The organism is Corynebacterium sp. LK14 (assembly GCF_008042215.1).
Taxonomy (GTDB): Bacteria; Actinomycetota; Actinomycetes; order Mycobacteriales; family Mycobacteriaceae; genus Corynebacterium; species Corynebacterium striatum.
In genome coordinates this window covers 145,288-169,419 of the sequence record NZ_NOVQ01000016.1, presented here as the reverse complement: position 1 = coordinate 169,419, position 24,132 = coordinate 145,288, and the positions used below count along the sequence as shown (strand labels likewise).

Here is a 24,132-nt window from a genome sequence, read left to right as displayed (position 1 = left end):
ATGACAACCAAGACTTCACCTCAGCACGCGGGTGCCTTTGACCTGCGCAACGTGATCGGTGCGCTCCTGGGCATCTACGGCATCGTGCTCGTAGTCTGCTCCTTCGCCCTCGACCCAGGCGTCAACCCAGACACGGGCCTGCCGAAGGAATCCTCCGACAACCTCTGGGCCGGCGTCGCCATGCTGGTCGTCGCAGTAGCCTTCATGCTGTGGGCCAAGCTGCGTCCCATCATCGTTGACCCTTCCAAGATCGACGAGTCGAAGCTGGCGGAGGCCAAGTAATGCTAGAGATCACCAAAGCCGCGCTTGCCGACGGCCGCGAAATCATCTACTTCGACGACACCCCACACACCGACCGCGTCTTGGAAGACAGCCGCGAACTCCCGCAGGTCACACCGGCCTCGGAGATGCGCCGCGACCCGCTGACCGGGGACTGGGTAGCCTTTGCCGCCCACCGCATGAACCGCACATTCATGCCCCCGGCCAACGAGAACCCGCTCGCGCCGACCCTGCCGGGCCAGCTGCCCACGGAGATCCCGTCGCCGTCTTATGACGTGGTGGTCTTTGAAAACCGCTTCCCCTCCTTTGCGATGGGGATGGAGGACTACGAGGACGACGTCGACGGCATGGGCCTGGTCCCGCGCCTGCCGGCGAAGGCCCGCTGCGAGGTCGTGTGCTTTACTTCTGACCCGGAGCTGAGCTTCAAGGATCTGCCCGTGAGCCGCATTCGCACCGTCATCGAGGCGTGGGCGCACCGCACCTCGGCGCTGTCTGCGCTGCCTGAGGTGGCGCAGGTCTTCCCGTTTGAAAACCGCGGCGCCGAAATCGGCGTGACGCTGCAGCACCCGCACGGCCAGATCTATTCCTACCCGTTCCTCTCGCCGCGCATGAAGTCCATCGTGGCTTCCTCGCAGGCTTACGAGGGCGATCTCTTCCAAGACATCCTGGACAAGGAGCGCGCAGCGGGCACCCGCATCATCGCGGAGACCGAGCACTTCACGGCGTTCGTCCCCGCGGCCGCTAAGTGGCCGCTCGAGGCGATGGTCATGCCCAACGAGTACGCGGCGGATTTCACCGAGCTTTCCGACGCCCAGCGCGACGACCTCGCCGCCCTGCTCAAGAAGCTGTATACCGCTGTGGACCGTTTCTTCGACGGCGTGGAGAAGACCCCGTACATCGCTGGTTGGAACCTCGCGCCGACCGACCCTACGCTGCGCGGGGACGTGCGCATGCACCTGCAGCTGTTTTCGCTGATGCGCTCGCCGAACCGCATGAAGTTCCTCGCCGGTTCGGAGTCCGCGCAGGCAGTGTGGATCAACGACACCACCCCGGAGCGCATCGCCGCCCGGTTCCAGGAGGTGTGGGATGCTTAACTGGATCTCCACTCGCTCCGACGCCGCGCTTGCCGACGCCGCGATCGCACTCTTCCGCTCCAACTTCTCCACGGAGCCTGCCGGGGTTTGGGCCGCGCCGGGCCGCGTGAACCTCATCGGTGAGCACGTCGACTACGCAGGTGGCGCCTCGATTCCTTTCGCGCTGGAGCAGAACACGGCCGTGGCCGTGGCCCCGCGCGAGGACGGCCAACTGCGGATTGCCTCCGAGTTCGGCGGCAAGGTCTACCGCGTGGACGTTTTTCTGGAGGAGGTTGGCCCGGGTTGGGCCGCGGGCACCCCGGACGCCTGGGCAGGCTACGTCGCCGGCGCCGTGTGGGCGGGCCTCGAGGACGGCGTCATCGCCTCCTGCGAGGGCCTCGACATCGCGATTGTCTCCGACGTTCCGGTAGGCTCCGGCCTCTCCAGCTCCGCGGCGTTGGAATGCTCGGTGGCGGTGGCGGCCTACGAGCTTTCGACGGGGCACGCGCCTGACGACGCCGCCCGCACCCGCCTGGTTCTCGCCTGCATGCGCGCCGAGAACGAGGTCGTCGGTGCCTCGACAGGTGGCTTGGACCAGAACGCGAGCCTCTTCGGACAGAAGGGCAAGGCGCTCGTCTTGGACTTCTCCACGGGTGAGGTGCGCCGCGTGCCGTTTAACATCGCGGAGCGCGACATGGTGTTGCTCATCGCAGACACCAACGCCCCTCACACTTTGAACGACGGCCAGTATGCCTCCCGCCGTGGCGTCATCGACGCGGTTCAGTCTGCATTGGCGGGCTCTGGGGCCCGCGGCGGAACTATCCGCGATATTCCCGATGCCGTTGCGGCCGCCACCCGGTGGGCGAGGGAAGCGGGGGAGGATGAGGGCGTCGTTAAGCGCCGCGTCGCCCACGTCGTGGAGGAGACCGCTCGCACCTTGGAAGCTGCCTCCGACTTGGAGGCCGGCAACCTTGACCGTTTCCGGGAGCTCATGCGCGATAGCCACATCTCGCTGCGCGACCAGTACGAGGTCACCACGCCGGAGCTGGACTGCGCGTTCGCGGCGGCCGGTGAGGTGGGCGCGCGTATGACTGGGGGCGGTTTCGGTGGCGCGGTGATTGCGCTGGTCAAGCGTGCCGATGTGGAGTCGACGGCGGAGGCAATTGTTGCTGCCGCGGCTGAGCGCGGCTTCCCGGCGCCGACCTTCCTTGTGGCCAGCCCTGGCGACGGCGCGCGCCGAATCGCCGGATAAGCCCGGCCAACTGGCAGCTGGAAAAACTTTCTGGTCGCCTGTAATAAACGCGGCGGTAGTGCAACTAACTAGGTGAACATCAATTTCCTAGTTAAGGAGTCATCATGAAAAAGACCCTCGTTGCTGCTACCGCCGCTTGCGCTATTTTGGCTGGTGGTGGCGCTGCAGTTGCTACCGGCTTCAACCCGTTCAGCGAGGATGCGAAGACCACCGCTGGCACCCAGCTGACCAGTACTGTTGACGGTCAGCTGGGGCCGGGCCAGGAGCTACTTATTGCGGCAAACTGCCCGGGTACTCGCGCGAACCTGACCACGTCGTGGGGTGCGACGACGGTGATGTCGCCGGCGGCTGACCTCGGCCAACTGGTGGGTTACGTAACCGCGCCGGACAACATCGGCCCCGGTCCTGCCGACGGCTACCACACCTACACCGTGACCTGCGATTCCGGTGAGACCGATACCTTTACCTTCGCGTCCGGCGGAAACGGCGGCCACTAGCGCCCTGTGCGGCCTGGCCTCCGCTCTGGCCCTTTTCGCCTGCGGTTCCGCCCGGGGTTTCCGCACGTCCCAGACTGGTCCCATTGGTTGGCTCCCATTGATTGGGTTTCTTTAGGGGGTAATGAAACCCAATGGGCCGTATTGGTCGCCAACGCTACTCGTAAAGGGACCATTAGAGGGAAACCCGTAGAGGGGGACCAACACGAAAGCGTCGAAAACAGCCCCACAAACGCAGGTCCAAAACCCATTGCCCGGCTACATGAACTCGCGTGAAACAGTCGGCGCTATCCTATGTGCTATGACTAATCCTTTTGCCAATAACCCCTTCGAGGAACCCCTCGCAGACGCACCTGGCAATCCGTTTGCGGACGCGGCAAAACCGCAACCAGCGCAGTCTTTCCAACCAGCGCCAGTAGACGAGCCAAGCGAAGTCGTACCAGCTCAAACCGAAGCTAACGAGCTAGAGCCAGCAGAGGCGGACGGCAAGGTTTACCCTTTTTCTTGGTGGAAAGCTGGCCTGTCAGCGTTTTTCCTTTTAGTCGGATTTAATGACTTTAGCGCGGAGCCAGGAGCCAGTCTTTTCTTTATCATCCCGTCGGCGTGGTACCTGTTAATGTCCGTCATCTATCGCGATAAGCTGCACAAACGCCGTTGGCTGTGGGTGTGGGCGGTGGCGTTTGCCTGCCGGATCATCTTTTAGCGGCTAAGCCTAAAGCTTGGCCAGCGCCTTGGTGATGCCCTCCTGCAGCGTGGCCCGCGACTGCTTCATCGGATGCGCAATCGCACGCAGCCCCATGTACGCAATCTGGTCCGCCGCGCGGTTGAGAGGATCGCCCGCATGGCCAAGCACGCGGCGGATTTCCACCTCGCATTCACCCTCGACGTCGTTCCAGGCCTGCTGGAAACGCGACCGCGCACCTGACGTCACGCCGCGCCACGTTCGCCGCGAGCGCACCGCCTTCGACTGCTTATTGCGCAACTGCTCCACCGCTTCGAGCGCCGCGACCGAATCGCTTTCAATAATCGCCTTCTTTGCACCCACCTTGAGCAGGTACTTCAGCGCCAAGGTCAGCGACTCCAGCTCGAGCTCGTCAGTACCCGCCTTAGTCTCGCGGGTGCGCAGCCGGTAGTCGCCATTGCCCGCCACGAAGCACATGGAGCCCTTGAACACGGTGTCGGAGGAGGCGTCGGTAGCAATGCGCACCGTGGCGCCCTCCGGCCATGATGACGCCCGCGAAAAGCTCGGCCACCAATGTGCCTTCGGGGTCTCTACCTGCGTGGACTCTTTCTTCCGCGGCGCCTCGCCCAACTTCTTGGCCTTACGCGCGGTCAGGCCCGCTTCCTTGCGGCGCACAGAGCTCGCGCTTTTCGACGCCCTATTTTCCTCCGCAAAGCTGCCCGTCACCGTATAACCGCGCCGTTCCAGCGCCGACCGCAGCGCATTTTGCCGGCGCCCCGTGACAATCCAGACTCGGCCCTTCAGGTTCTTCGTGGCCTTCTCGAACTCGCGGATGGCAATCTCCACCACGTCGCCGCTCTTGGTCTGGCCCTTGCGTATGAACCGGGTCTGCCTGGCGTTTACTGCGATGACCCAGCCATCAACAGTACCGCCCGGCGCGGAGTCCCAGCGCTCGTCCCACAGTGCGATCGCCACATGGACCGGTGCGCTCACCATAGAGTCGGTGATCTTCCGGGTGCCATACGTACGGGACTGCGTGCCGGTAAGCGCGCTGAGTTCGAGCGGTTCCATCGTCTACTAGTAAACCATCTGCGTCCGACCCCAAGCACAACGGACTTTTCAATCAGCTTTAAAGCGGTTCTTTAGCCCCAGGCCAAGAACGCGGGCTATGCACTGGGCTACCTGACCGGCAGGGCGCTGACACCGCAGTAGCTGACACCGCAGAGGCGGTACAACCTGCGGAAATTCCGGTTAAGGAAAAAGTCGCGCACTAGTCTGTAATAATTCCGAGCCTGCTGCAACATACTCTATGTGAAGTATGTTCCAGCAGGCTTGTGGAGTTTTATTTGTCCGTCTTAACCTTGCCCGGCGCGCGAAAGCGGGAGTTCTCCCGGCATTTTCGCGCGCATTATCCTGCCGTCTTGGCGTTTTTGCGGCGTCGCGTGCCGCAGGAGCACGCTGAGGAGCTGGCTGCCGATGTCTTCGAGCGCGCCTGGGCCAACTTCGACACCCTGACGGGGGAGAACCCGCTGCCATGGCTCTATGGCATCGCACGCAACGTGATGCGCGAGTTCTATCGCTCGCGCCGCGAGTTCGAAAACCTCGACGACTTCGACGGCGCCCTTCTCGACGAATCCGCCGCCGTTGACTTGTCCCTCGACATCAACCGCGCCCTGCTGCAGCTTCCTTATGCCGAGCGCGAGATCCTCACTCTCTTCGCCTGGGAGGAGCTCACGCAGGCCGAGATCGCCGAGGTCCTCGGCATCACCCCTAACAACGTCCGCGTGCGCCTGCATCGCGCCCGCACCCACCTTTCCGAACTCACCGGAGGCCACGATGACTGATCCGCTTTCCCAATTGCGCGCCGCAAATCCGGTGCCAGACGCTGCGCTTGACGACGCCGCCCTTACCCGCTCCGAGGCGGTCCTCAGCGATATTGTCGATTCGGGGTCACACACGCCGTGGAAGGCCGTGGCCGCGGGCGTCGGTGTCCTAGCTCTGGTCGGCGGGGTCATCCCGTTTGTGAACCACAGCGAGCCAGTCGCAGTGGCGGAGGTGCTCACGCACGCGGGCGAGGCTGCCGCCGCGCAGCCCGACGCCGCGGACAAGGGTGTGACCTCAAAGAAGTACCTCAAGCGCGTGGACACCGATGGTTCGTCTACTGCCACGACCGAGTACTCGGTGGGCGTCGACGGCACCGTGAACATCTCCTCCCAAGGCGAGCTGCCAGGGTTCGACCCGCAGCCAGTCATCCCCGCAGAAGACCTCATGGCGGCCACCGACCGCGCTGGGCTGGAAGCTCTTGCGGATCGTTTCCCCAACCGCGCCCTCGGCGCGCTGCAGCTGCTGCTGCAGCCGGGTTTGAGCAGCGCGCAGCAAAAGATTGTCTACGACATTCTGGCCGCCACCGACGGCAACGACCTGGCTTCGGCCTCGCAGGGCTCCCACGACGGCGTGGGGGAGGACGGCCTCATCAGCGTCATTCGCGACGCTGACCACGTCAGCTTCTCCATCCTTCCGGCAACCGGCCAGCTGGTCCGCGTGGTCGGTCTGGTCGGCCCCAACGTGACCACCACCGTGGAGGCCACGGCCATCTTGGGCTGCGTGTCAGTCACCGGCCTGGAAGGCCCCGACAGCATTTCGCTGGCCTGCGGTGATAACAACTACCTGGTCAAGGACCTCAAGTGGTCCAACTGGGGTGCCGATGAGGCCACGGCGGAGGGGACGGCCGTGGAAAACGACTGCGACCCCTTCTGTGCGGAGGGCAAGTTTAAGCAGACGCCGGTGCGGGTGGTCGTCGACAAGCGTGAAGCGTGTGGCTACAACGCCAAGGTGTACTCGCGCATCCGTGTCATCTGCTCGGACCACGAAGAGGTCGAGGAGATTGGCTGCGCGTAGCGGCTAGGTCAGCTGGCGGAGCGCGAACTGCCCGTACATGTCACCGAGCTCCTCGGCGGTGTACGGGCCATCGGGGCTAAACCACGTGGCCACGCCGATGCCCATGTCGATGAGCGCCCAGCAGGCAATCTTGAGGTTCTCGGCTTGGAAGCTGCCCTCGTCGACGACGTTCATCCAACGTGCCACATAGTCGCGGCGCAGCTGCAGGACCACGGACTTGTGGGGTTCTTCGAGGTTGTTGAGCTCGTTGTTGACCACGCGGACGCGCTTGGCGTGGGTGGCGTGGAAGATGACGTGTGCGCGCATCGTGGCGAGGATTTTTTCCTCGGAACCCGTGACCCCGGCGAGCGCCGCGGCGTTGGCACGTAGGAGTTCCTCCATGGCGGAGACGGTGACCTCGGCGAGCAGCTCTTGCTTGGACTTGTAGTGGTTGTAGAGGCTCGATGCCCGCATGCCCACTGCCTTTGCGATGTCTTCCATGCCGGTGCCGTGGTAGCCGCGCTGGTCAAAGAGGTCGAGGGCGGCGGTGGCGATTTGGTCGCGGCGCTTCTGGTTAGCCATGGTGGTGTGCCTTTCGCTGGGTACGTTTCCTTGACAGGCGGTGAGGTGTGTATCACAATAGCAGACTAATAGTGATTCGTATCGGAGGCCTGAAATGTCCAATAATCTCTTTGATTCTACAACTGACTTCCTCGGCGTGTTCGACGGCATCAGCGCCCAAGATGCCGAGGTCTGGGCACGTGCTCGCTCGTTTCGTGAGGATTGCCTGCCGGTTATCAATGGGCATTGGGAGAAAAGCGAATACCCCCTCGAACTAGTACGCCGCTTAGGCGAGCTCGACCTCATGACGGACGGCCTTGACGTTCCTGGCCACGAGTCTATGACCGCACGCGGCGCAGGTTTGGCGCTCATGGAGGTCACGCGTGCCGACGCCTCGATGGGCACTGTCGTTGCCGTGCAGGCCGGCCTGGCTATGCGCTCCATCGCGATGCTTGGCTCGGAGGAGCAGCGCTCCCGCTACCTGCCGGCGATGGCGTCGTGCTCGCTGCTCGGCGCGTTTGGCCTGACGGAACCGCTGCACGGGTCTGACTCCATTGCGCTGGAGACCACCGCGGTCCGCGACGGCGATTCCTGGGTTCTCAACGGCGAAAAGAAGTGGATCGGTAACGGTGCTTCCGGTGGCGTGACCGTGATTTACGCCCGTATGGAAGACGGAAACGTGGGTGGCTTCATCGTTCCGCAGGACGCGCCGGGCTACTCCGCCACGGTGATTGCCGGCAAGCTGTCACTGCGCGCTATCCATCAGGCGCACATCGTCTTGGAGGATTGCCGCATTCCTGCCTCCAACCGGTTGCCCGGCTGCCAAACGTTCAAGGACGTCTCCCGCGTGCTGACAGCAACGCGCATCGGCGTCTCGTGGATGGCGTTGGGTTCGGCCGTGGCTTGCTATGAAACCGCGCGCAACTACGTCATGGAGCGCGTCCAGTTCGGCCGTGAGCTGGCAAAAGCGCAGATTATCCAGCAGCGCTTGGCCAACATGGTGCTGGACCTCAACCAGATGATGCTGACCTGCCGCGAGGTTGCCGCCCGCGAGGAGGCCGGCACGCTCACCCCGCCGCAGGCTTCCGCAGCGAAGCTGCACAACACCCGCGCTGCGCGACGCATTGCTTCTGACGCCCGCGACATGCTCGGCGGCGTAGGCATCCTGCTAGAAAACGACATTGCGCGCCACTTTGCCGACATCGAGGCCATGCACACCTACGAGGGAACCGACACCGTGCAGAGCCTCATCATGGGCAAGGTCATTACGGGTTTCTCGGCCTACAAGTAGCAGCCTGCCCGCGCCTCGCTTGGCGCGCGGCTCACCCCTCTCCGGGTTTGGTCCCATTGGTTGGGTTTCATTAGGAGGCAAAGAAACCCTTAGGAGCCATTGCGCGGGAGTCGGCTCTCGTAAAACTACCCAACCAATGGGACCACTAGAGGAGGACCAAACCGCGGCAGCTGAAACCGCCCATTCGCAAGCAAGAGGCCAGCCGCTGAGGCGCCAGCCGGCAGACAGCCTCGAAAGCGCCAAATCCCCCTAGCTGCGCAAATGCAGAGTTATCCACAGGTAAAAAATTGACTCTAGACACGGGCGCACGCGCTTGGCGAACATGGTTGTATGACTCAAACACAACGACTCATTCACTTACGTCCACTGTCCAACGATCACCAGGTGTGGGAGCAAATAGCCAATGGCGAGCTTCTGCGAATCGCGCCCTGGGTCGCAACCCCGCGGGATTACTTCGAGCAATTACCCACGTACGAACGCCAGCGTCTCAAAGTGATTGCCGCGGGAAAAAGCGTGCACAAAGCCATCATGATAGGAAAGTCAGCAGCCAGGCTATGGGGCATTTGGGTCCTCCCGCCTTTCGGCGAAAAGATTGAAATGGCTAGGCAGTCCAAATCGCTGCCAGTCAAGACGAAGATTCCAGCCGATTACGATTACCGCAAGACGCACCTGCCAGACAACATGGTCTCCGAGCAGCTCGGCACCCGTTGTACAACTGTGGCACGAGCGTGCATCGACATCGCAAGGCACCATTCCTTCGAAGAGGGACTCGTTGCCATGGATTCGGCGCTCGCGAAGGAACTCACCACGAAGGAGGAGCTGCGCCGCACGCTGACCGCCATGGGGCGTGTGCATGGTGCCCCGCAGGCACGGAAGGCGATTGAGCACGCCATCGCGCATTCGGAATCGCCTTTCGAGTCCTACTTTCGAGGCATCGCCATCGCGGAAAAGCTGGGAGAGAAGGTGGTTGCGCAGTACTTCATTCCGCCGAACTTCCGCGCAGACGCATGCATTGACGACGCCGTCGTGATTGAGATCGACGGTGCCGTCAAGTACGACGGCTCGTCGTTTGGCAAGAGTGCCGAGCAAACAATCGTGGAGGAGCGACGACGCGAGAAGCTGATTCAGAACCGTGGCCTCATCGTGCTGCGATACAGCCCACGGGAGCTGCTCACGGAGAGAGCCCGTGTCGTACGAGAGGTGCGCCAGGCGCTGGAAGCTGCCCAACAGCGAGGATGGTCCCAGTCTACTGGTCCCTTTACGAGTAAGAAGGCCGGCTAAAACCCGCTAGGTGGTCCCTTTACCCCGTAAAGGGACCCAACCAATGGGACCAATCCGAAAGAAATGGTTGGGACAGGTCCGCGGGCTAGTTGCACAGCGGCTTACGGGTCGCCGCCATGTGCTTCGCGCGATCGACGTTCGCCGGCAGCAGCACGAGCGGCACGTCGAACTCCACTTCACGGTCGGCGAACTCGTTAAAACTCAGCGAGCCCTCACCGGTGTACATCTGAGCCAACTTTGCTGCGATGACGTGGTCGTTTTCAGTGGCATTTTCCAGGGGCCACTCGCGGTCGAGGGCAGGGCCGGAATAGAGCTCAATCGCGACATCGGCAGGCGGGGCGTAGCCCTCAATGAGCGACTCCGCCTCAGCAATCGCGCGAGCGAGCACGTGATCCGGCGACATCAACACGACGTCGTCTGCCGCGAGGAAGCCCTGTTCCTTGGCCACGAAAGCGTTGGGGAAGGGCTTGGTCGAGGTGATGAAGTCGAAGGCTTTCTGGTGGTAGTCGGCCACGCCAGCCGCACGCAGGCGCTCCAGTGCGGAAATCGTGCCCGACCAGCCCGGATAGAGACCCACGTTAAGTTCTGGGAAAGCCAGCTGGCTATCTGCGTGCGCCACGATTCGGTCGCAGGATAGGGCCAGCTCTAAGCCGCCGCCCAAGGCAACACCGCGTACCGCTGCGACCACGGGCACCGGCGCGAACTTCAGCTGGCGCAGCGTGTTCGAGCCGTCTGCAATGAGCTCCTCAACGCGCTCCGCCGAGCCCGACTCGCCCGCCGCAGCAATCGACGCCAAGTCCGCACCTGCGCAGAACACCGGCGCATCGTTACCGATGACCAGCGCTTTCAGGTCCGCAGAGGAGATGGAGTCAACGGCAGCGCGCAGGACTTCCAAAGCGGCAGTCGGCAAGGAATTCATCGGCGTATGCAGGTCGATGATGCCGATGCGCCCGGAAGGAGTGGACACTGCATGCACCGCGCCGGCCGGCAGGCAGACCACGGTTTCCAGGTCCAAGGAGCGCAGGCTGACCACGCCCTCCCGCTCCCGCAGCTCCTGCAGCTGGCCCTCGGAGGAAAGCACCTTGCCGTCTACAAAGAATCCCCCGGCAGCGGCGGCTGCGGTCACTAGCGCTGGCGGCTTCGAACCGTAAGCGGAGGCAACCCTGTCGATGCCGATGGCGTCGGCAAGCGCGAAAATGCCCTTCTTCCAGCCGAAGCCGAGGGTGAGGCCGTCGTCGATAAGCGCGACGTGCTCTGCGATCTCCGGCGCGACCTCGCAGCAGTAGCGCAGGGTGTCGAGGAAGACCGCGCGGGCGAAGCGGCCGCCCGGCGAATCCGTGTCCATGACCTCCCGCGGATCCTTGAGCCCTATGACTGGGTCGTCCGGCTGGGTGCGTGCCACGTACTCATAGTCGGAGTTGATGACCTCGTCGCGGCCGCGGTAGAAGCCGCCCTCGCCGGTGCGCCCGGTCAGGCCGCGCTCGACCAAGCCCGCGATGAACTCGTCGCAGCCCAGCGGCACATCGAGAAGCGGATCACCCGCGGGAAGTGCGGACTCGAGGGAGTTCCAGATGGGCCCCACCAGCTGCAAACCGATGTAGTCCAAAAGCCCGAAGATGCCGGTGCGGGGGATGCCGAAGGCGCGGCCAAAGGCGGCGTCGGCAAGCTCGTAGCTCACGCCGAACTCGCGGGCGCGGGCAACGCCGGCGGCCATCCAGTAGCAGCCGACGCGATTGGCAATAAAACCCGGGGTGTCGCGGCACTCGAGCGCGATCTTGCCCAAGGTTTGCTCGATGGTGGTGCGTAGCGCGGTCTCAGTCTCGCCGGAGGCGATGAGCTCGACCAAGCGCATGACCTTCGGCGGGTTGAAGAAGTGGGTGATGCCGAAGCGCTCGCGGCGCGAGACCGGTACACCCTCGACGAGCTTGGCCAGCGGGAGGGTAGAGGTGTTCGAACTCAAGATGGCTGAGGGCTTGAGGTGTGGCTCGATGGCCGCGTAGAGCGCGTGCTTGGCGCCGAGGTCCTCGAAGATGGCTTCGATGACCCAGTCGCGGTCCTCGAGGAGGGCGTAGTCATCGGAGGCGGTGACGCGGGAGGCGTCCGAAGGCAGGTAGAAGCCGCGGCGCTTTACCTGGATGTCCACGCCCTTCTGCGCGCCCTCGGCGTTCTGGTCGAGCAGGACGACATCGAGACCCGCCGATGCGCACAGCGCCGCGATGCCCGAGCCCATGGAACCTGCGCCGATGACGGCAACCTTGGTGATTGTCATTTACTTCGCTCCTTCGTTCTCGGATTCGTTTTCGATGATGAGCGCAATGCCCTGGCCGCCGCCAATACACATGGTGACCAGGCCATAGCGCTTGTTCAGGCGGCGCAGCGCGTATGCCAGCTTGGTGATGAGGATGACTCCGGTGGCTCCCACCGGGTGGCCGTGCGCCACGGCGCCGCCGTAGATGTTGGTCTTTTCGGGGTCGAAGCCGAGCTCGTCCTGCACGGCGATGGCCTGCGCGGCGAAGGCCTCGTTGGACTCGATGAGGTCGATGTCGTTCAGCGTGAGTCCGGCCTTCTCTAGGGCCTTCGGCACCGCAGCGATGGGGCCGACGCCCATGCGGGTGGGGTCGACGCCCGCGATGGCCCAGCTGACAATCTTGGCCAGCGGCTCCAGGTTGCGCGTGCTCACCTGCTCGGCGGTGGCGAGGACCACGGCCGCGGCGCCGTCGTTGATGCCGGATGCGTTGCCTGGGGTTACGGTTCCATCCTTCGCAAAGGCGGGCTTGAGCTGCGCAAGCTTGTCGACGCTCGTCTCCCTCACGTGCTCATCAAAGTCTAGGTCGCCTACGGCGACGATCTCCTCGGCGTGGACGCCTTCCGCGCGGGCGGCCGCGGCGCGGCGCTGGGATTGCGCAGAGAACTCGTCTTGGCGCTCGCGGGAGATGTTGTGGTCACTCGCGACGTTTTCCGCGGTCACGCCCATGTGGCCAGTGCCGAAGGGACAGGAGAGTGCGCCGGTGAGCCAGTCGTAGAGTTTGCCGTCGCCCATGCGCTTGCCGAAGCGGGCGCCCTCGACGGAGTAGGGGGCTTGGCTCATGGATTCGGCGCCGATGGCAAGTGCCACGGTGCCGTCGCCAGACTGGAGGAGTTGCGCGGCGGAGACCACGGCTTGGACGCCGGAGCCGCAGAGGCGGTTGACGCCCATCGCGGTAGAGGACTCGGGCATTCCGACGCCGATGGCGACTTTGCGGGAAATATACAAGTCGCTCGGGATGACGGGCATGACATTCGACGCCACCGCGGTGTCGATTTCGGCGGCCGGGATACCCGAACGCTCAATAGCTGCCGACGCCGCCGTCGTACCCAGCTCGGTTAGTGAAAGGCGGGCCAGGCTGCCGCCGAATTTACCGATGGGCAAGCGTGCGGCCCCGACGATGTATACGTCTTGTGCCATGAGGTCCTCCTAAAATATGCGAATCACCATTAGTTAAAAATGAATCCTAGGTCACATCCTTGAGTTGTGCAATGCTTTCGAGAAAGTTTTCGCTTGTCCCGCGCGTGTGGGGCGCCGGCGCCGCATGCGATTGCGGTGCAGGCGTTGAAAACAAATTGAGGGAATGTGGCGCCTACTGGTTAGGCTGCAACGTATGAAGTGTTTTGAAACGCCGCTGATTCTTGACGGCGGCCTCGGCACCCACCTGGAGTCCCGCGGTAACGACATCTCGGGACAGTTGTGGTCGGCGCAGATTCTGCGCGAGAACCCTGCTGAAATTCAGGCGGCGCACGAGGACTTTTATCGCGCGGGCGCGCAGGTGGCCACCACGGCGTCGTACCAGGTGACCTTCGATGTGCTCGGCGTCGAAGCTGAAGAGCTGCTGCGTCGCAGCGTGGAGGTGGCACGCGCTGCCGCGAACAATGCGCGTCCCGATGGTTTGGTGGCCGCCTCAGTGGGGCCTTATGGTGCAGGCCCCGGTGAAGGCACGGACTACGACGGTGCCTACGGGCTGGGCTGCGAGGAGCTTAAGCGCTGGCACCAGCGCCGCATCGAGGTGCTCGCCGCAACCGACGCTGACTTCCTGCTTGCTGAGACCATTCCCAACGTTGACGAGGCGGCTGCATTGCTGGAGCTACTCGACGCCACCGGCAAGCCCTATGCGCTCAGCGTCACCGGCGCGCTCACAGCGGACCCTGCCAAGGTTGCGCAGGTCATCGAGCTCGCGAAGCAGGCGCGCAACCTCGGCGCCCTGGGCGTGAATTGTTGTGATGCGGAGACGACAAAGGCCGTCGTTAAGCGCATGCGTGAGGGCATCGATCTGCCCGTGCTTGCCTACCCCAACAGCGGCGAGACCTGGGATCATGTGTCCCGCCAATGGCGCCGCGATGACGAGCATTCGCGGGGGCTGGTCGAAGCCGCACGCCAGTTGCGTGCCGCGGGCGTGACTCTGCTGGGTGGGTGCTGTCGAACTACGCCGGAACAGATTCGGCTGATTTCGCAGCAGGCGTACTAGCCGGTGCGGACTCCGATTACATCACCGGCCAGACCATCGTGGTCGATGGCGGCATGGTCTTCCACTAAGCCTTTCTCTAGATGGAAACCTGTAAAGAGGGCCCCTTTTAGCCGTAGAAATGAAAAACGGTCTTAGCTAGTGTGTCGTGCATGGATAGTTTTAGTCATGCCCCGATTTTGTCAGATCCCCGCGCTGCTGCTTTTTCAGTTCGAGGACTGCACAAGTCCTTTGACGGCAGGCCTGCCGTTCACAACTTAGACCTAGACGTGCCGCGCGGTTCCATCTACGGAATCGTGGGGCCGAACGGTGCCGGCAAGACCACGATGCTCACGATGGCGTGCGGTTTGCAGCGCCCAGACGCTGGAACCTCCTTCATCGCCGGCCACGACGTGTGGGCTGAGCCCACCGAAGCCAAGCAGGCGATGGGCCTGCTCATGGACGGAGCCCCCGTGTTCGACCGTCTCACCGGAGCCGAGTACCTGTATTACCTGGGCGCCTTGCGGCAACTCGACGAAGCCGAATCCCAGCGCCGTGCCAACGAGTTGCTGCACGCACTATTCCTGGATGAGGCGGCTGCCAAGAAGATCGCGGACTACTCCGCGGGTATGACGAAGAAGATTCTGCTGGCAGGCGCTGTGCTGCACAACCCGGAGGTGCTTGTGCTGGACGAGCCGCTCGAGGCCGTGGATCCCGTGTCCGGGCAGCTCATTCAGCGCCTCCTTCTGAACTATGCTGCGCGCGGCGGCACCGTTGTCGTGTCCTCACACGTGATGTCGCTGGTAGAGGGGCTGTGTACGCATGTTGCGATCATCGGCGATGGCCACGTGCTCACCAGCGGCACAGTGGACGAAGTCCGCGGGGACAAAACTTTGACGGACGTGTTTATCGATTTGGTTGGCGGCGAGGAACTGAGCGAGAGCGCATTCGATTGGCTCAGCGGTAAGGGGGCTAGCCATGTCTGAGGCGCAGAAGTCCCCGCGCAGTCTGCGGGCAACCACCGTCGCGCTGCACCGAGTGCTGTGGAAGCGTGGGCTGCAGGGCAACAGTGCCCAGATCATGATGATCGTTTTGTTGGCCATCTATGGCTTCCTCGGGGTTTTCAACCTGGGAGCAATGGTGGGCTTCGCGCTTTACTCTGGTGGCGATAGCTTCCATGCGCTGACCGGAGCGAATGTCATTGGCGTCGTGGTTTACCTCTTGCTGGCGGTATTCTTGCCCGCTGGTGAGCGACAACTGGATTCCGACTCCTTTGTGGGACTGTCCGTGCGTATGCAGGAAGCGCGGCCAGGGCTGATGGCTATTGCGTTCATCAACTCCCGCGTCATCATTTCCGCTGTGTGCTCCATAGTGTGGGCGGTATTGGGGTCCATTTTCATTGTGAATTTCGGGGCGGCGATTCCAGCCGTGTCGATTGTGGCCTTCGTGGTTGGGATGGTCTTGTCGTGGTTTGTCACGATTGTTCTGTCCGAGTGCGTCGTCAACGTGGCGCGCACCTTCACCTTCCTCGACAGTGACAAAGGCAAGGCCTTTGCGGGCATCTTCGGCGTGGTGCTGATCCTCGCGATGTTGTCCTTAAACGGCAGATTCGATGGTGCTATCCCCTTGGGCGCTATTGGCGACGTCGCGGCATGGACGCCCCTGAGCGCCGCAACGGGCTGGGCGACGGCCCTCGCAAATGGTTCCTACATTGAGGCCGGGATCCAGCTGCTTATCGCAGCGGCTACCGTGGTTGCGCTCGTGGCGTGGTGGCGATACTTGATTGCGCGCGACTTCGCCAAGCCTGGCCTGCTAAGGGCATCGAAAGCGCCCATCAAGGATCACGGTGTCAGCCGCTTGCGGCTGCATGGTGTGGCCTATCGTAGCCCCGCCGCGATGGAGTATTCGCGCTCCTTGCTGTACATGGGCCGCGACTCCCGCTTGCTGGGAACCTTGTTAATGCTCCCGCTCGTTGGCGTATTCGCCATTTACAAGGTGGTCACGGGTGACTTCACTTTGGGAATGGGTGGCCTCGTGTTCTTGGGGCTGCTCGGCGGACTCGTAGCCGTCAACGACTTTGGCTACGACGGTCCATCGGGATGGTGCAAGATGGTGACGCCGACGCCGCCGCACAAGTACTTCGCGGCGCGCCACTTTGCTCACATCACCCCGGCCGTCCTCTTCGTGCTGTGTGTCACGGTCGTCGCAACCATCTTCGGAGGTCGGCCACTTCTTTCGGTGTGCTTTGGCTGCGCATCGCTGGGAATGTTGCTGTCCTCGGGTGCGTGTTCCGCGGTGCTTAGCGCAGTGAATCCCTATCCAACCTCGGCGCCAGGGACCAACCCGCTGGCCGATAAGTCGGGTTATTCGGCCGGTGCCTTTGTGGGCGCGTTCCTAGGTTTCTTCTTGGGGTGGGTCGCTTCCGCGCCGGGCTTGGTGCTCATGGTCATCGGCTACAACAACGACTCCGTCGCGCTGCTGTGCTCCGGTGCAGCCCTGGCGTTAGTTATCCCGGTCATCGTCGAGTTTCTTTGCCTGCACTTCGTCGGCAAACACGTGGACAGCAAGATGCCGGAGATTTACGCAAAGGTCGACGCCTGGGTGAAGTAGACCGTGTAGGCGCGGGAAACGGTGAGGGGGCGTCGTCAAGCGCAAGGGGGCACCCGAAAAACGCATCCTCGAGCTGGGCTTTTAAAGTGGTTGACCAATTTTCTTCCTAAATTGTTGAACAACCCCTTAAGATGATGTGCGTCACGAAACTTATGCGACCTGCATCACGAAAGGACAGTTTGGTGAGCGCTGAAACAACTGAAGTCGTCAAGAACCCACCCAAGGGGATCGGCGCAATGGCGGGTGCCATGTTCCTCATGGCCACCTCCTCCATCGGTCCGGGCTTTTTGACCCAGACCTCCGTCTTTACCGTCCAGATGGGTGCAGCTTTCGCTTTTGCGATTCTGCTCAGCATCATCGTGGACATCGCCATCCAGCTCAACGTCTGGCGCGTTCTGTGCCTCTCCGGCATGCGCGCCAACGAGCTTGGCAACACCGTTCTGCCGGGCCTTGGCTGGTTCCTCGCGGTGCTCGTCTTCATCGGCGGTGTGGTATTCAACATCGGCAACATTGCTGGCTCCGGCTTGGGCTTGAACGCAATGCTCGGCATTGACGCCCGCATCGGCTCGGTCATCGCTGCGGCAATTGCCATCTTCATCTTCTTGTCCAAGAAGGCTGGCATCGCGCTCGACCGTCTGGTTGCAGCCCTTGGCGCCATCATGATCCTGCTCATGCTCTACGTGGCTATCGTCTCGCAGCCGCCAGTGGGCGAGGCGCTCAAGAACACCGTCATGCCGGAAGAAGTTGATTTCTTCGTTATTACCACCCTCATCGGCGGCACCGTCGGTGGCTACATCACTTTTGCGGGTGCGCACCGCCTCATCGACAACGGCATGACCGGCCCGGAGCACATCAAGAACATCACCACGACCTCGGTCATGGGCGTCATCATCACCGGCATCATGCGCGTGCTGCTCTTCTTGGCTGTGCTGGGTGTCGTCAGCACGGGCGTGGCACTGTCTGAGGACAACACTGCTGCCGACGCCTTCCGCCAAGCCGCCGGCGAGTTCGGCCTCCGTGCGTTCGGAGTGGTGCTCTTTGCCGCGGGCTTGTCCTCGGTGATTGGCGCTTCCTACACCTCGATCTCCTTTGTGACCACGCAGAAGGTCGCCCCGTGCACCCGCAACTTCCTCACGGTGGGCTTCATCGTGGTCTGCACTATCTTGTTCGTCATCCTCAACTCCGCTCCTCAGAAGCTGCTGATTTTCGCAGGTGCGTTTAACGGCATCATTTTGCCTATTGCGTTTGCGATGGTTATGTGGGTTGCTTTCCGACGCCGCGATCTCCTCGGCGGAGTCAAGCATCCAATGTGGCTGCTGGTGGTTGGTTCCCTCGCGCTGCTGCTGGAGTTCTACATCGGTTTCAACTCCATCTCCGGAATCATGAAGCTTTGGGCTTAGGGGCCTTGGTCGATGTCTTACACTGCACATCCTTCCACGATGCAGCCCGCTAACGTGCGCGCGCATGCCCGGCAGAATCAGATGGTGACTACGGCGGGTTTCGCTGACGGATACATGCAGGCCAACCTGCTTGCGGTGCCGCAGGAATACGCGTTCGACTTCCTGCTGTTTGCTCAGCGCAATCCGAAGGCGTGCCCGATTGTGGGCGTGCTGGAGGCGGGTCAATACAGCTCGGAGCTGCTTGCGGGTGGTGATATCCGCACCGACATTCCCGGCTACCGCATCTTCCGCGACGGTGAGCTAACCGACTCCGTGGAGGACGCCACTGAGTTCTGGACTGAGGACATGGTCACGTTCCTCATCGGCTGCTCGTTTACTTTCGAGTCGGCGATGCAGGAAAACGGCATTACGCTGGCTCATATCGAGCAGGGACGCAACGTGTCGATGTATTGCACGAACATTCCCACCACTCCGGCCGGCATTTTCAGCGGACCGCTGGTGGTCTCCATGCGACCGATTCCTGCATCTCAGGTTGCCGACGCCGTGCGCATCACCTCGCGTTACCCGTCGGTGCACGGGGCGCCGGTGCACGTGGGAAACCCTGAGGATATTGGCATTTTGGATCTTTCTCGCCCTGACTTCGGCGACGTCGTGGACATCCCGGAAGGGCACATTCCGGTGTTCTGGGCTTGTGGCGTGACGCCACAAGCGGTGGTGATGAACTCGAAGCCGCGCCTGGCGATTACCCACCAGCCCGGCAAGATGCTCGTCACTGACGCGCCCGACGTGGACTACCAGGTGCCTTAAGCCCGGTTTGGTCCCATTGCTTGGGTTTCATTGGTTGGGTTCCTTTACGAGTGGCCGGTGCCGGAAAACTCGGCTTAATGGTCCCTTTACCCCACAAAGGGACCCAACCAATGGGACCAAACCACAATGGGGGCAGGGGAGCCGCCCCGTCAAGCCTCCCCGCCAAGCCTCCCCAAGCTAGATGACCGCGAGCATCTTCTCGCGGGTCCGCAGCAAGCTGTCGTGCAAAAGCGCGGCAGCTTCTTCGCGTTTTCCATCGGCAATGAGCTGGGCCAGGCGGATGTTGCCCTCAATGTGCTCAGCGTGCAAGGTGGGGTAGCGCGGGATAACGAGCAAGAAGCTCAGCCGCATCCGCGCGAGTAGGTTGTTCATTTGTGCGTTAAGCGTCGGGGAATTTAGCGACGCCACCAGTGCGCGGTGAAAACGCTGATTAATGTTGGATACTTCCTGGTCCTCGCCGTTTTCCTGCGCGGCGCGAGCAGAAGTGACAAGCTTAATCAACGCTGCCGGATCGGCGAATTCGCCCCACAGCACGCCGGAAGGCTCGATGGCCGCACGTGCGATAAACAGGTCTCGCACGTAGTCGGCGTCCGGCGTGGCAATGAAGACGCCCCGGTTGGGGATGCGCTCCACGAGTCGCTGCGCAGCGAGCTCAGTGAACGCCTCGCGGAGCGTATTGCGGGAACAAGAGAAACGCTCAGCGGCTTTGACCTCGCTGAGCTGTTGACCGGGCATGAACTCGCCGGCCGAGATGGCATCGCGAATCTCCGACGCCACAGACTGAGAAAGCATGCCAGACAGCTTAACCCATTGGGCGCGCAGGTAAACCGCTGAGACTAGTGGTGTGTGGATTTACCATCCTGGTTTTACGATTGCGATCCGCTACTTGATCGCCGCGATGACCGAGCCGGTGCTCAGACGGTCGCCTTCCTGCGCCACCAGCGTGATGGTGCCCGTGGACGGCGCTTTGACAGAAGACTCCATCTTCATCGCCTCGATGGTCGCGATGGCCTCGCCCTCTTCGACCTTGTCACCATCCGCGACGTTCCACGCCACGAGGTTTGCATCATACGGTGCGGTTACCTCGCCTTCCTGCGAGCCCGCGCTTGGCGACGCCACCTTCACCCCACCAGCAGCCGCCGGGGCTGCCGCAAACAGGTTCTCCGGCAAACCGACGCTGACCAGCTTGCCGTCGATTTCGATGGCTACCTGAGTGCGCTTGGCGTAAATGGTCTCGACCGGCACAATGTTGCTCGTGGACTCCGCAGACGGGCGGTAGTTGTGGTCAAGCCAGTCCGTGTAGATACCAGCTGTGGCCTCGGCATCGCCGTGGTCGGCGAGTACCTGAGAGTCCACCATGTCGCGGTGGAACGGCAGTACGGTGCGCACGCCTTCGATGTCGAACTCGGCCAGGGCCTGCTTGGCGCGGGCCAGGGCCACCTCGCGGGTCGGTCCCCAGACCAGCAGCTTGGCAATCAGCGAGTCGTAGTACGGCGGCACGATGGAACCCGAGCGCACACCCGCGTCCACGCGGATGCCGGGGCCCGTTGGTGGCTCGAAGCGCACGATGGTGCCCGGGCACGGTGCGAAACCGTTGAGGATGTCCTCGGCGTTGATGCGGAACTCGAAAGCGTGGCCGTGCGGCTCCGGGTCGAGGGATTCGTCCACGAAGGACAGTGGCTCGCCCGAAGCGATGCGGAACTGCTCCGCGATGATGTCCACGCCGGTCACGACCTCAGTGACTGGGTGCTCTACCTGCACACGGGTGTTGACCTCGAGGAAGGAGATGGTGCCGTCCTCAGAGACGATGTACTCCACGGTTCCAGCGCCGGTGTAACCCACCTTGGCGCAGATGGCGCGGGCGCCCTCGTGGATGCCGGTGCGCTGGGCGTCGCTAAGCGCAGGTGCGGGAGCTTCCTCGATGAGTTTTTGGAAGCGACGCTGCGTGGAACAGTCGCGGGTGCCGAGCACGGCGACGTTGCCGTGGGTATCGGCGAGGATTTGCGCTTCGACGTGGCGCGGGTGGGTGAGGAACTTCTCCACGTAGCACTCGGCGCGGCCGAAGGCCTCCTTGGCCTCGCGGCCTGCGGAGTTGAAGGCCGCCTCAATGTCTTCCAGGTTTTCCACAACCTTCAGGCCGCGTCCACCGCCACCATATGCAGCCTTGATGGCAATCGGCAGGCCGTGTTCCTCGGCGAAGGCGCGGGCCTCCTGCCAGTCGTCGATGGGGTCGGAGGTGCCAGGAGCCAGGGGAGCGCCGACCTCTTCGGCCACGCGGCGGGCGGCGATCTTGTCGCCGAGCAGCTCGATGGATTCTGGGGTTGGGCCAATCCAGGTCAGGCCGGCGCTGGCCACAGCGCGGGCGAAGTCGGCGTTCTCAGAGAGGAAGCCGTAGCCCGGGTGTACAGCGTCGGCACCGGCACGCACGGCGATGTCGAGCAGCGCTGGGACATTCATGTAGGTATCGGCCGCGGCGTTGCCGGGCAGTGCGTAGGCCTCGTCAGCTACACGGGTGTGCAGCGCGCCAGCGTCGGCCTCGGAGTAAATGGCGATGGAGCGGATGCCCAGGTCACGCGCAGCGCGCGCAATGCGCACGGCGATCTCGCCGCGGTTGGCAATAAGGACTGCAGAAATCATGATTAACCTTCAACTAGTTCAAAGTGGACCGTGGCTCCCGGCGGGAGCTGCGCGGCGATGTCGATGTCTTCTTCCAAGACGGTGGCGATGACGGGGTAGCCGCCCGTGACGGCGTGGTCGCGCAGGAAGACTACCGGCTCACCCGATGGCGGGACCTGCACGGAGCCGGCCACCATGCCCTCGCTGGGTAGCTCGCCTTCGCGGGAACGCTGGAGCGGCGCCTCCGCAGCGGAAGCGGCGGTCAGACGTAGACCCACGCGATTGGACTGCGGGGTGACCTCCCATTTGCGCTCCAGGAACGCGTCGAGGCTGTCCTGCGTGAACCAGTCGTCGCGCGGGCCGAGCACGCAGCGCAGTACGCCGGAGGTCTGCCCGTTGGAGCCCTCGGAAACGCGCAGCGGATTGGTCAGCTGCGCATCCGTCATGGCACTCGAGCGCGGCAGGACACCGATGATGTCACCGATGCGCACGGGCGCAGGGCCCAGCCCAGAGAGCACGTCGGTGGAGGCGGAACCCAGCTCGGTATCGGCCACGATGCCGCCGCGGATGGCGATGTAGGAGCGCATGCCGTACGTGGCCGGCTCGACGATCACGGTGGAACCCGCTGTCACGAGCACTGGGCGCGCGAGGTGCACCGGCATCTCGTCGAGGAGTACGCGGGCTTGCGCGCCGGTCACACAGATGACGGTATCGGTCAGGGCGCGCAGGCGAATACCGCCGATGTTCTCCAGCACGGTGGCGCCACGCGGGTTGCCCACCGCGACGTTGGCGGTGGCCGCTGCTGCCTGGTCCGCCGCTCCCGACGGGGTAACGCCTAAGTTGCCGCGGCCCGGGCGGCCTTGGTCCTGGAAGAGGGTGACAAGGCCTGGGTCGATGACTTCCATACGTGGCAGGCGCGCCGGGGTACGGCGGCCAAACGGGGTGGTGGACACGATGTCCGGCAGGGAGCTGACGGCGCGGTAGCGCACGCGGTCGCCGGGCTGCACCAGTGCCGGCGGCTGCGCATCCGATTCCCACATCGGCGTCGTGGTGGTGCCTAGCAGCTGCCAGCCGCCGGGGGAGACGCGCGGGTAGACCGCGGAGAAATTACCCGCGATACCCACGGCACCAGCGGGAACGGCGGTACGCGGGGTAGAGCGACGCGGGATGTCGACGCCGCGGGAGGCATCTGCCGGGGTGCAATACGTAAAGCCCGGCGCAAAGCCGCCAAAGGCCGCGAGCCACTCGGTCGAGGTATGCCAGTCGATGAGCGCCTCGCGCGACATCCCCAGGAGGGACGCGGCTTCGTCGACATCCTCGCCGTCGTAAAGCACGTCGATTTCCACCAAGCGTGGTTCCTCCACGGAGCGTGCGGAAGGGTGGAAATCCTTCAAGAACTCGGCGGCGGCATGCGCCGAGTTTGGGGTATTAAAGGTGAGCAATAGGGTTGTCGCTGCGGCAATCGCATCGACTTGGTCTTTCAGCGGCTGCGCAGTAAGTGCCTCGTGCCAGGCCATGACCTGGGAAAGTCCATCCAACTCCACGAGCAGCGCGCGGGTTCCTACGGGGTGAATGTGCATTAGATAAAGCTCCGGATTTCAATGCCACGGGCATTCAGCTCGGCTACCACGCCGCGCAGCATCTCCACGGCGCCCGGGGAGTCACCGTGGGTGCAAACGGACTGCGCATCCACGCTAAGGACGCTGCCGTCGATGGCGGTGATGGAGCCGGTTTCTGCCACCTCGAGCACGCGCTTTACGACGTCGTCTGCCGAGTGCAGCACAGCATTGTCCTGCGTGCGCGAGACTAGGGTGCCGTCGGGGTTGTAGTTGCGGTCGGCGAAGGCCTCGCGGATGACAGTCAGGCCGCGTGCCTCGGCGACGTCGACTGCCACGCCGCCCGGCAGCAGCATGACCGGGATATCTCCAAAGGTCTTGATGCCGTCGATGACTGCCTTGGCCTGGGCTTCGTGGTGAACGATGGCGTTGTACATCGCGCCGTGCGGCTTGACGTAGGCAACGCGAGTGCCGTGTGCGCGGGCCAGCGCCTCAAGCGCGCCGATTTGATAGGTGACTTCGTCTGCCAACTCAGCCGGGTTGTAGTCGATGAAGCGACGGCCGAACGCGGCTGGGTCGTTGTAGCCCACGTGAGCGCCTACGACGACGCCCGCCTCTTTAGCTGCGCGGACGGTGCCGGCGATGGAGTGTGGGTCACCCGCGTGGAAGCCGGTGGCGACGTTGGCAGAGGAGACCAGCTTGAGCATCGCTGCGTCGTCTGCGACTGGATTGCCTGCGGTGGTCTCGCCGAGGTCGGCATTGAGATCAATAAAGAGCTGGCTCATACACTCAAATCCCCTTTGAAAATTGTTCAACAATCTATAGACGGACAGTGTATCGTGCGTCACGTCACTTTGTGAAGTGGGACGCCATTTTTG

General features: G+C 63.0%; 22 protein-coding genes. 14 read left to right on the top strand and 8 right to left on the bottom strand.

What is annotated here, in order from left to right:
- The 5 genes from CHU71_RS10080 (at position 1) to CHU71_RS10060 (ending at position 3,801) form a co-directional block, all read left to right on the top strand.
- Positions 1-282 (top strand): hypothetical protein, encoded by a 282-nt coding sequence (locus CHU71_RS10080; protein ID WP_005528050.1) that lies wholly within the window; start codon positions 1-3, stop codon positions 280-282.
- Positions 282-1,373, top strand: a complete 1,092-nt coding sequence (galT, locus tag CHU71_RS10075; protein ID WP_005528051.1) for a galactose-1-phosphate uridylyltransferase — start codon at positions 282-284, stop codon at positions 1,371-1,373. The genes CHU71_RS10080 and galT overlap by 1 nt, the downstream gene beginning before the upstream one ends.
- Positions 1,366-2,604, top strand: coding sequence for a galactokinase (galK, locus tag CHU71_RS10070; RefSeq protein ID WP_147760977.1), 1,239 nt, complete (start codon positions 1,366-1,368; stop codon positions 2,602-2,604). The genes galT and galK overlap by 8 nt, the downstream gene beginning before the upstream one ends.
- A 104-nt stretch (positions 2,605-2,708) precedes the next feature.
- Positions 2,709-3,101, top strand: coding sequence for a hypothetical protein (locus CHU71_RS10065; protein WP_062035737.1), 393 nt, complete (start codon positions 2,709-2,711; stop codon positions 3,099-3,101).
- 298 nt (positions 3,102-3,399) lie between these two features.
- Positions 3,400-3,801 (top strand): hypothetical protein, encoded by a 402-nt coding sequence (locus CHU71_RS10060; RefSeq protein WP_147760976.1) that lies wholly within the window; start codon positions 3,400-3,402, stop codon positions 3,799-3,801.
- Positions 3,802-3,810: 9 nt separating this feature from the next.
- Here CHU71_RS10060 and CHU71_RS10055 read toward each other — a convergent pair whose 3' ends face one another.
- Positions 3,811-4,851: a ribonuclease HI gene (locus tag CHU71_RS10055; protein ID WP_147760975.1), complete on the bottom strand. Its 1,041-nt coding sequence runs from the start codon at positions 4,849-4,851 to the stop codon at positions 3,811-3,813.
- A 263-nt stretch (positions 4,852-5,114) separates the two neighbouring features.
- On the opposite strand from CHU71_RS10055, the gene CHU71_RS10050 reads away from it, so the two are divergent.
- Entirely contained in the window at positions 5,115-5,624 is a 510-nt protein-coding gene (locus CHU71_RS10050; RefSeq protein ID WP_255456434.1) for an RNA polymerase sigma factor, read from the top strand.
- Positions 5,617-6,678, top strand: coding sequence for a hypothetical protein (locus CHU71_RS10045; protein ID WP_147760974.1), 1,062 nt, complete (start codon positions 5,617-5,619; stop codon positions 6,676-6,678). The genes CHU71_RS10050 and CHU71_RS10045 overlap by 8 nt, the downstream gene beginning before the upstream one ends.
- Positions 6,679-6,681: 3 nt before the next feature.
- Here the strand turns inward: CHU71_RS10045 and CHU71_RS10040 are convergent, their stop codons facing one another.
- Positions 6,682-7,239, bottom strand: a complete 558-nt coding sequence (locus CHU71_RS10040; protein ID WP_046645159.1) for a TetR/AcrR family transcriptional regulator — start codon at positions 7,237-7,239, stop codon at positions 6,682-6,684.
- A gap of 94 nt (positions 7,240-7,333) precedes the next feature.
- On the opposite strand from CHU71_RS10040, the gene CHU71_RS10035 reads away from it, so the two are divergent.
- Together CHU71_RS10035 and CHU71_RS10030 are read left to right on the top strand one after the other, a co-directional pair.
- Positions 7,334-8,509 (top strand): acyl-CoA dehydrogenase family protein, encoded by a 1,176-nt coding sequence (locus tag CHU71_RS10035; protein WP_005528062.1) that lies wholly within the window; start codon positions 7,334-7,336, stop codon positions 8,507-8,509.
- Between the two features lie 330 nt (positions 8,510-8,839).
- Entirely contained in the window at positions 8,840-9,790 is a 951-nt protein-coding gene (locus CHU71_RS10030) for an endonuclease domain-containing protein (protein ID WP_147760973.1), read from the top strand.
- Between the two features lie 85 nt (positions 9,791-9,875).
- Here the strand turns inward: CHU71_RS10030 and CHU71_RS13135 are convergent, their stop codons facing one another.
- Both CHU71_RS13135 and CHU71_RS10020 read right to left on the bottom strand, forming a co-directional pair.
- Positions 9,876-12,059, bottom strand: a complete 2,184-nt coding sequence (locus CHU71_RS13135; protein ID WP_147760972.1) for a 3-hydroxyacyl-CoA dehydrogenase/enoyl-CoA hydratase family protein — start codon at positions 12,057-12,059, stop codon at positions 9,876-9,878.
- Positions 12,060-13,235 carry an acetyl-CoA C-acyltransferase gene (locus CHU71_RS10020; protein ID WP_147760971.1) on the bottom strand — a complete coding sequence of 392 codons (1,176 nt, stop codon included), beginning with the start codon at positions 13,233-13,235 and terminating at the stop codon, positions 12,060-12,062. It lies immediately after the preceding gene.
- A gap of 193 nt (positions 13,236-13,428) precedes the next feature.
- On the opposite strand from CHU71_RS10020, the gene mmuM reads away from it, so the two are divergent.
- The 5 genes from mmuM to CHU71_RS09990 all read left to right on the top strand — a co-directional run bounded on the left by mmuM (position 13,429) and on the right by CHU71_RS09990 (position 19,082).
- Positions 13,429-14,289: a homocysteine S-methyltransferase gene (gene mmuM, locus CHU71_RS10015; protein ID WP_240927110.1), complete on the top strand. Its 861-nt coding sequence runs from the start codon at positions 13,429-13,431 to the stop codon at positions 14,287-14,289.
- Between the two features lie 149 nt (positions 14,290-14,438).
- Positions 14,439-15,251 (top strand): ABC transporter ATP-binding protein, encoded by an 813-nt coding sequence (locus CHU71_RS10005; protein ID WP_086891912.1) that lies wholly within the window; start codon positions 14,439-14,441, stop codon positions 15,249-15,251.
- Entirely contained in the window at positions 15,244-16,875 is a 1,632-nt protein-coding gene (locus CHU71_RS10000) for a hypothetical protein (RefSeq protein WP_147760969.1), read from the top strand. Before CHU71_RS10005 ends, CHU71_RS10000 begins: the two co-directional genes overlap by 8 nt.
- 236 nt (positions 16,876-17,111) lie before the next feature.
- Positions 17,112-18,275 (top strand): NRAMP family divalent metal transporter, encoded by a 1,164-nt coding sequence (locus CHU71_RS09995; protein ID WP_147761113.1) that lies wholly within the window; start codon positions 17,112-17,114, stop codon positions 18,273-18,275.
- 12 nt (positions 18,276-18,287) lie between these two features.
- Positions 18,288-19,082: a putative hydro-lyase gene (locus CHU71_RS09990; protein ID WP_147760968.1), complete on the top strand. Its 795-nt coding sequence runs from the start codon at positions 18,288-18,290 to the stop codon at positions 19,080-19,082.
- Positions 19,083-19,259: 177 nt separating this feature from the next.
- Here the strand turns inward: CHU71_RS09990 and CHU71_RS09985 are convergent, their stop codons facing one another.
- From CHU71_RS09985 to CHU71_RS09970, 4 genes are all read right to left on the bottom strand, one after another.
- Entirely contained in the window at positions 19,260-19,874 is a 615-nt protein-coding gene (locus CHU71_RS09985) for a GntR family transcriptional regulator (RefSeq protein WP_086891909.1), read from the bottom strand.
- Between the two features lie 90 nt (positions 19,875-19,964).
- Positions 19,965-21,719, bottom strand: coding sequence for a biotin carboxylase N-terminal domain-containing protein (locus tag CHU71_RS09980; RefSeq protein WP_147760967.1), 1,755 nt, complete (start codon positions 21,717-21,719; stop codon positions 19,965-19,967).
- Positions 21,720-21,721: 2 nt separating this feature from the next.
- The gene (locus CHU71_RS09975) at positions 21,722-23,278 is read right to left on the bottom strand and encodes a 5-oxoprolinase/urea amidolyase family protein (protein ID WP_147760966.1); all 1,557 of its coding nucleotides are present in this window, start codon (positions 23,276-23,278) and stop codon (positions 21,722-21,724) included.
- On the bottom strand, positions 23,278-24,039 hold the full coding sequence (locus CHU71_RS09970; protein ID WP_147760965.1) for a LamB/YcsF family protein: 762 nt from the start codon (positions 24,037-24,039) through the stop codon (positions 23,278-23,280). Before CHU71_RS09970 ends, CHU71_RS09975 begins: the two co-directional genes overlap by 1 nt.
- Positions 24,040-24,132: the final 93 nt, after the last annotated feature.